Raw genomic sequence first — 12,127 nt, 5'->3', positions numbered from 1 at the left:
ATGGTTTTTTTTTAGTGCTTAGTTTCATTTATAATTATATCAAAGATTTGTAAAGGTCCTCAACCTGTTTAGAAATAGCCACCCAATCGAAATAGTCTTCTACACGTTTTCGGCCTTTTTTGGCCATACTTTCTCTTAAGGCTTTGTCTCTAATTACCTTATTTATACCTTCAGCTAAATCTCTAGAAAATGTGTCTGGATTTATAGGTTCGAAAGGCGCTTCGGTTTGTTGTTCCAGTGGAATTAAAAGTCCGGTTTCACCATCAACAACAACTTCTTTTATACCTCCAACCGCACTGGCTACTACGGCTGTTTCGCATGCCATGGCTTCTATGTTTATAATTCCGAAAGGCTCGTAAATAGATGGGCAACAAAATACATCGGCATGCGAGTACAGTTGGATGATTTCTTCTTTGGAAACCATCTTGTCAATCCAAATAACATTTTCTCTGGTTTTTTTAACCTCGTTAACGGCATCTTCCATTTCCTTGCCAATTTCTTTGGTGTCAGGAGCACCAGCGCATAATACAATTTGTGTATCGGGGTCTATGTATTTTATGGCGTTCACCAAATGAATAATTCCTTTTTGGCGGGTAATGCGTCCTACAAAAAGTACGTAGGGCTTAGATTTATCTACACCGTATTCATCTAAAGTTGAAGTGTCTGATGTAACTTTATATTGTTTCAGGTTTATACCGTTGTAGATAACTTTTACTTTTTCTTCGTCGACATTAAAATGTTTTATAACATCCTCTTTCGTTTCTTCTGAAACGGCAATTAAAGCATCGGCCATTTCAATAGCTGTTTTTTCTACCCAAGACGATGCATCGTAACCCCTACCCAACTGTTCGCGTTTCCATGGCCTAAGCGGTTCTAGCGAATGTGTTGTTATAACAAGCGGTGTACCATAGCATAGTTTAGAGACAATGCCGGCAAAATGTGCATACCAAGTATGGCAATGTACCACGTCAGCATCAATTGGTTCGGCGTTCATATGTAGACAGGTACTTAATGTTTTAAAAACAGATTTGAGTTTGTCGTCTGAGTTTTCAAAAACACCATCATCAAACGGGAAGCCTTTAACATTAAGTTTTCCTGATTTTTCATCTTGGTCACCAAAGCACCTTACATCTACTTCCATAAGTTTTGACAACTCATCGGCTAGGTATTCAACATGAACTCCGGCTCCGCCATAGACATATGGAGGAAATTCTCTAGTGTAAAAAAGTGCTTTCATATAATGTTATCTCATAAAATTGGTTAATAGCATGTCAAAAAAAAAGAAAATTAACAAACAAAGAACTTATTTGGTGTTACTAAAAGTTAAAATTACGATTGTTAAACACTAATAGCCCTTGTTTGTAAACGAGGCCAATACAAGTTGTTAAATCGTAAAATTGTTAATAACAATTGCCCTGTTGAGTTTTAAATTAACCAAAGGCATGTACCACTTAAGCTAGGGTATTTAAGGGGTAGGTGTAGTTTGTTAATTTATTTTAGTTACTATGTTATAAACATACAAAATAATTATTAACAATTTAAACGAATTTTGTTTTTTGAAGAAATTAAGGCAAAAACGTGAATAGAGAAAATTATCAATAAAAAAAAAGAGAGAAAAGGCGGTTTTGGTTTTAATCATTCATTGTTTTTTTATTGAAAAGTAAAAAATCATGTGTTTTTCGATAAAACGCTTTCCAGTCACCCAAAAAAATATAAAGCTTAGATGTAACAAAAACCCCAATGCTAAATTAACATTTGGGTTTATCTTTTAAATTAATACCGAAGTATTTAAAATTTTGATTGAATCAAATGGGTTAAAATTCGCAATTAATCGTTAAGCTTCAATACCGCCATAAATGCTTGCTGTGGAATTTCTACGTTACCCACTTGGCGCATACGTTTTTTACCCTTTTTCTGTTTTTCCAAAAGTTTACGTTTACGCGAAATATCGCCACCGTAACATTTTGCTGTAACGTCTTTACGCAATGCTTTTATAGTTTCGCGCGATATAATTTTAGCGCCAACAGCAGCCTGGATAGGAATATCGAATTGCTGACGTGGAATAAGTTCCTTAAGTTTTTCGCACATCTTTCTTCCAACTGATTGTGCATTGTCGGCATGGATTAATGCCGAAAGCGCATCAACGGGTTGAGCGTTCAATAAAATATCCAATCGAACCAATTTTGAAGGTTTCATGCCTATGGGGTGGTAATCGAAAGACGCATAACCTTTTGAAACGGTTTTCAACCTATCATAAAAATCGAATACAATTTCCGCCAAGGGCATTTCAAAAGTTAATTCCACACGTTCGGTAGTCAAATAGGTTTGATTGGTAATAATACCGCGTTTTTCAATACAAAGCGACATAACATTTCCAATAAAATCGGCTTTGGTAATGATGGTGGCTTTTATATAGGGTTCTTCAACACGATTTAAAGTTGAAGGATCGGGTAAATCTGAAGGGTTGTTAACAATAACAATGTCGTCGGGTTCTTTGTTGGTGTAGGCGTGGTACGATACGTTAGGAACGGTGGTGATTACCGTCATATCGAATTCGCGCTCCAAACGTTCTTGTATAATTTCCATGTGGAGCATGCCTAAAAATCCGCAACGGAACCCGAAGCCTAAAGCTGCAGAACTTTCGGGTTGGAAAACCAACGAAGCATCGTTAAGCTGTAATTTTTCCATCGAGGCACGAAGTTCTTCGAAATCTTCCGTGTCAACGGGATAAATACCTGCAAATACCATAGGTTTAACGTCTTCAAACCCTGAAACCACATTTTTGGTAGGGTTGGTAAAACTGGTAATAGTATCACCTACTTTTACTTCCTTAGCCGTTTTAATACCTGTAATCAAGTAACCCACATCGCCTGTTTTGATATCTTTTTTTGCAACTTGAGTGAGTTTTAGTGTGCCCACTTCATCGGCATAATAATCTTTATTGGTAGCGGCAAATTTAATATGCTGGCCTTTTTTTATTTCGCCATCAAACACCCTAAAATAAGTTTCAACGCCTCTAAATGTGTTGTAAACCGAATCGAAAATCAATGCACGTAAAGGTGCATTGGGGTCTCCTTTTGGTGCTGGAATGCGCTCAATAATGGCTTTTAAAATATTATCTACTCCGAAACCTGTTTTTCCACTGGCGTGAATGACTTCTTCGGGATCGCAGCCCAATAAATCGACGATATCGTCGGTTACCTCTTCGGGATTGGCACTGGGCAAATCAACCTTATTTAACACAGGAATAATTTCCAAATCGTTTTCTAAGGCCAAATAAAGATTAGAAATGGTTTGCGCTTGTATGCTTTGGGCCGCATCAACAATAAGCAAAGCGCCCTCGCAAGCTGCGATGGATCGCGATACTTCGTAACTAAAATCTACATGGCCGGGTGTGTCAATTAGGTTTAATACAAAGTGTTCGTCGTTGTAAATATAGTCCATTTGTATGGCGTGCGATTTTATGGTAATACCACGCTCGCGCTCCAAATCCATGTTATCAAGCAACTGGTCTTGCTTTTCACGTGCTGTTACCGACCCTGTGTAATCGAGCAAACGGTCTGCCAATGTACTTTTTCCGTGATCTATATGTGCAATGATGCAAAAATTCCTGATATTTTTCATACAAACAATATACTACAACTCCTTTTTTAAGTAATTAAACCTAGTAGGTATTCTTGCTTAACTGCCAACCGCCCTTTAAGGGTTTCATAAAGCAATCTATACCAAGATTCAATTTGCAAATATAGATGTTTTAAGGTGGAATATTTGCAAATTATTTTATCTGTTGGCATTATAAACATAAAAATAGTTTTATGACAAAAAAAACTTACTTTTGTATATCTTTGAGATTCAATATTCAGAAATATAAATGACTCACCATTCTACCAAAGTTAAAAAAGGCCTTTTGCTTTGCCTTATATGCTTGCTTTCTACGTTCAATATTTTAAGCGCCCAAGAAAAAAAATCAATCACAGACATTGAAAAAATATATGTCCACACCGACAGAGATTATTATGTTTTGGGTGAAGATTTATGGTACAAGGCCTATGTAGTGAATGCGTACAGCCACCAGCTTTTCGATTACAGCAATGTGCTTTATGTGGAGCTGATTTCACCAGAATCTAAAATATTGGCAAGAAACAAAACCTTAATTCAAGAAGGTTTGGGCCATGGCGATTTTAAGCTCAACGATTCCATTGGTGCTAAGCCCGGGCGTTATCAACTTAGGGCTTACACGAATTATAGCAGAAACTTTGGTGACGATTTTATTTTTGAAAAGGATTTTGAAATTATTGATGTTTATCAGCAGTTTAAAACCGAAGAGACGGATTTAAATGCTGACCAGGCCAAAGCGGCCAAAACTATAGAAGCTAAAGAAAATCAAATTGACATTCAGTTTTTTCCTGAAGGAGGATCTTTGGTGCATAATGTGCCTTCGGCCGTGGCGTTTAAGGCCACAGATAGTTATGGTAATCCTGTTGAGGTAAAAGGCGAGATTTACGATTCCAATAACCAATTGGTTTCGTTGTTTTTGGGTGTGCACAATGGCATGGGCAAGTTTCAGCTCAAACCCCAATTAGGATCAAATTATTATGCAAAGATAACAACATCCAGCGGATTAACGTTTGAAAAGCAGTTGCCGGAAGTTATTGAAACTGGTTATCTCTTGTCATATAAAAAATACCAAAACAGAGATATAGTAAGCATTAGAACAAATGCAAAAACCATGGCAGAACAAGGTGGCCAAGTAAGCATTTCTTGTAATACTAGAGGCATTAATTACCTAGAAGGTACCCAACAACTAAATAAAACCGTACTGTCTTTTGAATTGCCCACCCAGCGTTTTACCGAGGGCATTTCGCAAATTACGTTGTACGATAGTAAAGGTCTCCCGCAAAGTGAACGCTTGGTATATATTGAAAAGTCACAAGATTTGCAAGTAGAGCTTAGTACAGACAAAAACGAATATGTAATAGGAGAGCATGTACATTTAAACCTTAAAAGCCAGACAAAAAGCGGTGATGGCGTTTTAGCTAGTTTCTCGCTAAGTGTGGCTGATACCAATGGTTCAAATCTAACAAACGATTACAGTTCCAACATCTGTTCGCATTTTTTGTTGGAATCTGATATTCGAGGAAAAATTATAGACCCAGGTTACTATTTTGATAAGCGTAATAAGCAAAGACTGGCACATCTTGATTTACTGTTGCTAACACAAGGCTGGCGCAATTTCCTTTGGAAAACTATGCCGAAACCATCAGCCGATCGTTATTATGAGGTTGAAAAGGGATTTGAAATTACAGGAAATGTCAAACAACTTTTTGGGCAAAAACCCAAAGTAGGGCTCAATCTTACATTAGCTTTGATGGGTGAAAAAGGCATGAATATTTTAAACGCGGAAACCGATTCGCTTGGCCATTTTAAATTCGATGAGTTGATGTTTGTTGGAAAAACCAATATGTTTTTAAATTCTAGAAACGACCGAGGAAAATTTAGAGGAGAGATTGTAATGAACCCTTTTGAAACGAAACCGATGCCAGCAAACTTTAGTGTTAAAGACAGCATTTTTCTCGAACCAGTAACGACTTCAGAAAAAATTATTGAAAACGTTTACAGGAAATACGCCTCGTTTGGCATTGCTGCTGAAAACGTGTTGGATGCCGTAGAAATTACGGCCACCAAGAAAAGGGAATCAACGAGTTTACACGGCATAGCCGATTTTACTTATGAAGTTGACGAAAACTCACCTGTGGTGAATGATATTTATCAGTTTATTCAGCTTACTATACCTGGAACAATTGTTACTAACGATACTGTACGTTTTATGCGATTTAGTGGCCCTGCACATATTATATTGGACGGTTTTCCGTTGTTCACCCAAGCCGATTTAGATTTTGTGCTGCCAGAAAATGTTGAAAGAATAGAAGCTATTAAAGGGCCTTCGGCGGCTATTTACGGTGCCGAGGGTGCCAATGGCGTTATTGCAATTTACACTAAGGAAGGAACGACTAATACAACTGAAAAGAAAGTGTTCCACAGTATAAAAAAGGAAATCGAAGGCTTTTATGCAGAGCGTACTTTTTATACGCCTAACCCAGAAGAACCCGATTTTGAAAAGGACAATAAGGCTGCTGTGCGAAATACTATTTTCTGGAGTCCTTATGTGCATCCCGATGCCACAGGTACGGCAAAAGTTAGCTTTAAAAATACTAAGGTAGAAACCCAAGCTAAAGTGACTTTAGAAGGTATTACGGCGTCCGGTATTCCGGTGGTTAAACACGCTTTTTATTCCATAAAAAAATAAATTAAGAATTTCTTTGAAGAATATTCCTGAGGAAAAGTGTCAATGATTTTTTTTGATTAGAATCCTAAAATTTTAGCATCTACATTAAAAACGGTGTCAATCAGCACATCAATTTGTTGTGATGTGGTTTCATCGGCTGTGCCATTTACACGTAATGTAATGGTTTCTTCTTTAAGGTAAGCCTCCAGTTCTTTGTCTAAAACATCGAGCTCTAAGGTGCTGGAATTTAGGTTTTCAATATCGGTTAGTTTAGCTATTTCAACTTCCTCAACATTGTCAGACTTTATGTAAATATGGATGTCTTTAAGAAAATTGAAATTGGCATCATCTGGAGATGTAATATTGATTGTTATCCGCTTCAGTTTGATGCTTTCAATAGAATTTTTATCGGTTTTATTATTGCTAAAGGTAGTTTCGCTATTAGTATCGATTTCTGAAGATGATAAGCTAACCGGTACATTAACGATAGGAACAGGAGGAATGGAATAGGTGGCTTGGTAATCCATTTCAAACTTGGTCAACTCGTCGAGCTTATCAACTACATCGCAGTTAAACAAGATCAAAAACGTAGTGCAGAATAGTAAAATTTGTGTTCTCATAGGTTAAGTTTTGGGCTTTAAAGTTAGAGTTTTTATCATAAAGTTCATAAAACGTGAGTGTTTTTGTATTTAAATTAATGGTTTTTGTTTGATATTAAGTTCATGAAAATGAATTAATTTTGTTAAGCATTTTAAAAATTGATTATGAAAAATCTTTCGTTGCTAGTTTCGTTCGCTTTTATTTCGTTCAGTATCCAAGCACAAATTGAAAATGTTGATGAAAAATTTACATTGCCTGAAACTGTAGCTGAATCTTCTGGGGCTATTTTCTTTAATGGAAAGCTTATTACGCACAACGATTCGGGGAATGAAAATAGGCTTTACGAGGTGGATACTATTTCTGGAGCAATTACGCGGACTGTAACCATAACCAATGCAGAAAACAAAGATTGGGAGGATATCGCACAGGATGAGGAATACATTTATATAGGCGATTTTGGTAATAATAATGGGAATAGGACAGACTTGAAAATTTACAAAATAATTAAATCTGATTATCTAAACGATACAAACGTAACGGCCGAGGTTATAAGTTTTAGCTATAAAGACCAAACCGATTTTACTTCAAATACAAATAATACACCCTGGGATGCAGAAGCTTTAATTTCGTTTAACGAGAATAATTTGGTGCTTTTCAGTAAGAACTGGGTTGATAATATTACTCTTGCCTATAGTATTCCTAAAGCCGTTGGAGATTACCAAATCACAGCTTTGCCCAATAGTTTAAACAGTAACGGCCTTATAACTGGTGCTACATACAATACTTACACCAACAAACTTTATTTGGTGGGATATTCATCAAATTTGCAACCATTCGTTTGGGTGGTCGAAGGATTTACAGACTCAGGTTTTTCAAATTTAAATACCCAAACCCAGCTAACCTCTTTGGCTTTAGAACAGGTTGAGGGTATAACGTTTGTAAATGAAAATCGGTTTTTTATCACATCGGAATCTTTTAATGTATCGGTTGGCGGATTTACGTTGAGCGATACCGCCAAGCTAATTTCTTTTTCTACCAACGATACCAGTTTGAATAATAATGATGAGACGCTTCAAAATAAGTATAATGTTACGGTTTACCCTAATCCTGTGAAACATTCTTTAAATATAGATACTGTAGGGTTCGATTATATCGAGTTGTTTGGAATGCATTCTAAACGACTTTTAATATCACAGGATAAACAATTGGACATGCAGAAATACCACCAAGGCGTTTATTTGTTAAAAATTCATTTAGATCAAGGGCAAACAGTGTTCAAAAGGCTAGTAAAAATTTAAAATACGCCGTGTTTTTTAAAAAAGCTTAAATTTGCCAAAAAAAGTTTTGGTAAAGATAGACAATATAGAACTTCCTGATTTTCCGTTGCTTCTGGCACCCATGGAAGATGTGAGCGACCCACCATTCCGTGCGCTTTGCAAAGAGCAAGGTGCCGATGTGGTTTACACCGAGTTTGTATCTAGCGAAGGACTAATTCGTAATGCGGCCAAAAGCGTTATGAAATTGGATATTTATGAAAAGGAGCGTCCCGTGGGGATTCAAATTTTTGGATCTAATCTAGATAGCATGCTGCAAACTATAGATATTGTTGCAGAGTCGAAACCAGATATTATTGATATTAATTTTGGCTGCCCCGTTAAAAAGGTGGTGAGCAAAGGTGCTGGAGCTGGTATTTTAAAGGATGTTTGTTTAATGGAGCAACTCACTGCCGAAATGGTTAAGCGTACCAACATCCCTATTACCGTGAAAACCCGTTTGGGTTGGGACCACGACTCCATTCGCATTGTTGAGGTGGCCGAACGCTTGCAGGATGTTGGTTGTAAGGCCATAGCCATCCATGGTCGTACCCGAGCGCAAATGTATAAAGGCCATGCCGATTGGAAGCCTATTGCCCAGGTGAAAAACAACCCAAGAATGCATATTCCGGTATTCGGAAATGGCGATGTTGATACTCCCGAACGTGCTATGGAAATGCGTGACCAATATGGTTTAGATGGTTGTATGATTGGCCGTGCCAGTATTGGTAACCCCTGGTTTTTTAAGCAAGTAAAACACTTTTTTCATACAGGTGAACACCTAGAGCCCATTTCGTTAAAAGAACGCGTTGAAGCAGCTAGGCGACACCTGCAAATGTCTATCGATTGGAAAGGTGAAACGTTGGGCGTATTTGAAACGCGCCGCCATTACACCAATTACTTTAAGGGGATTCCGCACTTTAAGGAATACCGTATGAAAATGGTAACAAGCGACCATGCTGAAGATGTTTTCGCTGCCTTTGATGAGGTTGAAGAAAAATTTGCCAATTATCAGTTTGCTGAGTAACTTGCTGTTAATTTCAAGAGTAGGGTAAATTATCATAATGAGCAGAGTGGAAGCAAATTAAGTCCATTTTTGTTTGCAAGCCCAAACCTTAACGTCTCGAGAAAAGCTAAAAGTTAAAGATGAAAAATCAAGTTAAAATTATATACTGCACCCAATGTCGATGGTTACTAAGGGCAACATGGATGGCCCAAGAATTATTAACAACTTTTAGCGAAGACATTCAAGCATTAACACTCGTACCCGGAACGGGCGGCATTTTTGAAATCTATGCTAATGGCGAAAAAATTTGGTCGCGCAAAGCCATGAATGGCTTTCCTGAGATAACAACCTTAAAAATAAAGGTTAGGGATGTTATAAATCCTGATAAAGATTTAGGCCATATTGATAGAAAAAAGTAAATCAAATATGTTGTACCAAAGCCTTGGTAATGCGGGCCGATGCAATTTTTGAAGCCACAATGCCCAATACCGAAATGGTTAAAAATACAATAATGAAGTTTTCAAGTTTTACGGTAACGGGATAAGGTAATGTTGGTGTTATCATTACCCAACCAAAGGTTTTTTGTAATGTAGTAACAACCAGTGCTACAATTAGCCCGATAAGTCCACCTACAACACTCATCAGGCTGCCTTGGTAAAAGAATATTTTCCGAATATCTTTTACCGTTGTGCCCATATTAAAAATAGTATTCAAGCTTTGTTTTTTATCCAACATCATCATAATCAACGAGCCAATAACGTTAAAAAATGCAATAATTAGTACTAAAGTAAAAATGAGATAAACCGCTAAGTTTTCGGTATTCAACATTTTATATATGGCATCGTTAAGTTGTGCACGATTTTTTAAAATCGCTTTATCGCCTAAAATAGATTGGATGTTAGCTTTTGCATGGGTTTCATCAATATCGTCCTTGAGTTTAAATTCTAACGCAGTATATTGATTGGTGTTATAGTTCAAGAGGTTTTTAGCTAAATCAATTGGGGCATAAATGTAGCTGTCGTTTAAAGTTTCATTTATAAAAAACACCCCAACATTTATGGCTCTAACACTGTTAAAAGCATTTTTTGTAGAGGTTATTTGACCTTTTCCAGGTTTGGGCACAAAAACGTTTATGGGTTTGGTAAAATCTAAAACGCCCAAAGACAAACTGTTCGAAATACCCCAACCAACCACAAGCTGATTGGTTTTTTGTTCAACCCAACTACCATACTCAATCACAGAATCGATATTTACTACATTTTGAAAATGTTGGTCAACACCTTTTAGCGTAGCTAAGGTGTTTTTATTGTCGGAAGTAATAAAAACCCGTTCTTCAATAATTTTTGAATATTGGGCAATGTCATCAAGATTATTCAACTTGTTGATTTCGTCATCCGAAAGCACAAACGATTTTCCAGTAGAAGGTTCGGCCTTTAAATCGGGGTCTACAATAGTTGAAAATTGTAGGGTAAAATCCTTGAGTCCGGCAAAACCAGAAAGGACGATAAATAGCGAAGCGGCCCCTAAGATAACACCAACAAGTGCTATGTTGGTTATAAAATTAATAGCATTGTTACTGCTTTTACTGCGCAGGTAACGTTTAGCTATATAGAGGGGAAAATTCAATTTACGATTTTTTTCTTTTGTCTAAAGCATCTGGGTTCTTTATAGGGTTGTCTTCGCCCTTTAGCGACTGTTCAATCTTTTCGATATACTCTAAAGAATCGTCAATAAAAAATTCCAAATTTGGCATACGACGCAATTGGTTTTTTGTGCGTTGTGCCAATTCATGACGAATCAAAGGCGTGTTGGAGCGAATACCTTCCAGAAGTTCTTTGGCTTTATTGTTTGGAAAAATACTCAAATAGACCTTGGCAATCGATAGGTCTACTGTTACTTTTACTTTCGAGACCGAAATCAATACACCGCGCATGCCGCCCTGCGTTGCCGCACCTTGTAAAACTTCAACCAAATCTTGTTGTAAAACAGACCCTATTTTTTTTTGTCTTTGACTTTCTTCCACAGTATAAATTTTTTAAAACCTTAAGGTTAGAGTGCAAAAATAACGGATATTTAAGGATTATGTTACATTTAGAATACGATTTTCGTATTTTGAGATGAAATAAAGTTACAAGTTAAAAAATCAAAGATGAACAAAATTGAACACATAGGGATAGCCGTTAAAAGCCTAAAAGATTCAAACGATTTATTTTCAAAGCTGTTCGGCCAACGGTGTTATAAAACTGAAGAAGTGGATACTGAGGGTGTTAACACTTCTTTTTTTAAAGTGGGCGATAATAAAATAGAGCTTTTAGAAGCCACAGAAAACGATAGCCCCATTGCCAAATTTATTGAAAAAAAAGGCGAGGGCATTCACCACATTGCTTTTGCTGTTGATGATATTAAGGTCGAAATTGAACGACTTCAAAAAGAAGGTTTTGTGGTACTTAACGATACCCCAAGGCGAGGTGCCGATAATAAAATGGTAGCGTTTTTGCATCCTAAAACAACAAACGGTGTGTTAATTGAATTGTGCCAAGATATAAAATGAGTTTAGAAGTGTATAATTCAAGATTATCGCGTAAAATTTCTTGTAGAGTTATAAAATATGTAGTAATATTGCACTCTCTTTTAAAAGAGTGAAGTTAGTGAAAACTAATAGGTCCTATAACTCAGTTGGTTAGAGTATCTGACTCATAATCAGAAAGTCCCTGGTTCGAGCCCAGGTGGGACCACTTTTAAAAGTTAAGAGCTTGTTACAAATGTAACAAGCTCTTTTGGTTTAAACCAGTCAGATACTCTAACCAACTGAGTTATAGGACCTGATTGAATTCGTATAAAAAGGCACGGCAATACAATATACTCAACTCCTTTTTACTTCCAACTTGCATATAACTTGCATTTAATGTTTAAGTATTAGCG

10 protein-coding genes and 1 tRNA gene are annotated in these 12,127 nt (G+C 36.8%); 6 read left to right on the top strand and 5 right to left on the bottom strand.

The window, feature by feature from the left end:
• Window positions 1-34 precede the first annotated feature (34 nt).
• Entirely contained in the window at window positions 35-1,237 is a 1,203-nt protein-coding gene (glgA, locus tag GSB9_02064) for a glycogen synthase (protein UKM65494.1), read from the bottom strand.
• Window positions 1,238-1,827: 590 nt separating this feature from the next.
• The gene (gene lepA, locus GSB9_02063) at window positions 1,828-3,624 is read right to left on the bottom strand and encodes a translation elongation factor 4 (protein ID UKM65493.1); all 1,797 of its coding nucleotides are present in this window, start codon (window positions 3,622-3,624) and stop codon (window positions 1,828-1,830) included.
• Window positions 3,625-3,871: 247 nt separating this feature from the next.
• On the opposite strand from lepA, the gene GSB9_02061 reads away from it, so the two are divergent.
• Window positions 3,872-6,307, top strand: coding sequence for a TonB-dependent receptor plug domain-containing protein (locus tag GSB9_02061; GenBank protein ID UKM65491.1), 2,436 nt, complete (start codon window positions 3,872-3,874; stop codon window positions 6,305-6,307).
• Window positions 6,308-6,363: 56 nt separating this feature from the next.
• Here the strand turns inward: GSB9_02061 and GSB9_02060 are convergent, their stop codons facing one another.
• The gene (locus GSB9_02060) at window positions 6,364-6,906 is read right to left on the bottom strand and encodes a hypothetical protein (protein ID UKM65490.1); all 543 of its coding nucleotides are present in this window, start codon (window positions 6,904-6,906) and stop codon (window positions 6,364-6,366) included.
• A 144-nt stretch (window positions 6,907-7,050) separates the two neighbouring features.
• Between GSB9_02060 and GSB9_02059 the strand changes: the two genes are divergently transcribed.
• The 3 genes from GSB9_02059 to GSB9_02057 all read left to right on the top strand — a co-directional run bounded on the left by GSB9_02059 (window position 7,051) and on the right by GSB9_02057 (window position 9,624).
• The gene (locus GSB9_02059; GenBank protein ID UKM65489.1) at window positions 7,051-8,184 is read left to right on the top strand and encodes a T9SS C-terminal target domain-containing protein; all 1,134 of its coding nucleotides are present in this window, start codon (window positions 7,051-7,053) and stop codon (window positions 8,182-8,184) included.
• A 46-nt stretch (window positions 8,185-8,230) separates the two neighbouring features.
• Complete coding sequence (gene dusB / locus GSB9_02058) at window positions 8,231-9,226, top strand: tRNA dihydrouridine synthase DusB (GenBank protein ID UKM65488.2); 996 nt, start codon at window positions 8,231-8,233, stop codon at window positions 9,224-9,226.
• 119 nt (window positions 9,227-9,345) lie between these two features.
• A complete protein-coding gene (locus GSB9_02057) occupies window positions 9,346-9,624 on the top strand; it encodes a SelT/SelW/SelH family protein (GenBank protein UKM65487.1) in 279 nt (92 codons plus the stop codon).
• 1 nt (window position 9,625) lies between these two features.
• Here GSB9_02057 and GSB9_02056 read toward each other — a convergent pair whose 3' ends face one another.
• Window positions 9,626-10,831: an ABC transporter permease gene (locus GSB9_02056; protein ID UKM65486.1), complete on the bottom strand. Its 1,206-nt coding sequence runs from the start codon at window positions 10,829-10,831 to the stop codon at window positions 9,626-9,628.
• A gap of 1 nt (window position 10,832) precedes the next feature.
• Window positions 10,833-11,228 (bottom strand): 30S ribosome-binding factor RbfA, encoded by a 396-nt coding sequence (gene rbfA / locus GSB9_02055; protein ID UKM65485.1) that lies wholly within the window; start codon window positions 11,226-11,228, stop codon window positions 10,833-10,835.
• A 126-nt stretch (window positions 11,229-11,354) separates the two neighbouring features.
• Between rbfA and mce the strand changes: the two genes are divergently transcribed.
• Window positions 11,355-11,756 (top strand): methylmalonyl-CoA epimerase, encoded by a 402-nt coding sequence (gene mce / locus GSB9_02054; GenBank protein UKM65484.1) that lies wholly within the window; start codon window positions 11,355-11,357, stop codon window positions 11,754-11,756.
• Window positions 11,757-11,866: 110 nt separating this feature from the next.
• Window positions 11,867-11,940, top strand: a tRNA-Ile gene (locus tag GSB9_02053).
• Window positions 11,941-12,127: the final 187 nt, after the last annotated feature.

The sequence above is a fragment of the Flavobacteriaceae bacterium GSB9 genome (assembly GCA_022749295.1).
Classification (GTDB): Bacteria; Bacteroidota; Bacteroidia; order Flavobacteriales; family Flavobacteriaceae; genus Flavisericum.
The sequence above is the reverse complement of the archived record's forward strand: the minus strand, read 5'-3'. Positions and strand labels throughout refer to the sequence as shown.

Coding starts and splice junctions, on each gene's coding strand:
- GSB9_02059 (UKM65489.1), top strand. CDS start 7,051: ATGAAAAATCTTTCGTTGCTAGTTTCGTTCGCTTTTATTTCGTTCAGT.
- mce (UKM65484.1), top strand. CDS start 11,355: ATGAACAAAATTGAACACATAGGGATAGCCGTTAAAAGCCTAAAAGAT.
- lepA (UKM65493.1), bottom strand. CDS start 3,624: ATGAAAAATATCAGGAATTTTTGCATCATTGCACATATAGATCACGGA.
- GSB9_02060 (UKM65490.1), bottom strand. CDS start 6,906: ATGAGAACACAAATTTTACTATTCTGCACTACGTTTTTGATCTTGTTT.
- glgA (UKM65494.1), bottom strand. CDS start 1,237: ATGAAAGCACTTTTTTACACTAGAGAATTTCCTCCATATGTCTATGGC.
- GSB9_02057 (UKM65487.1), top strand. CDS start 9,346: ATGAAAAATCAAGTTAAAATTATATACTGCACCCAATGTCGATGGTTA.
- GSB9_02061 (UKM65491.1), top strand. CDS start 3,872: ATGACTCACCATTCTACCAAAGTTAAAAAAGGCCTTTTGCTTTGCCTT.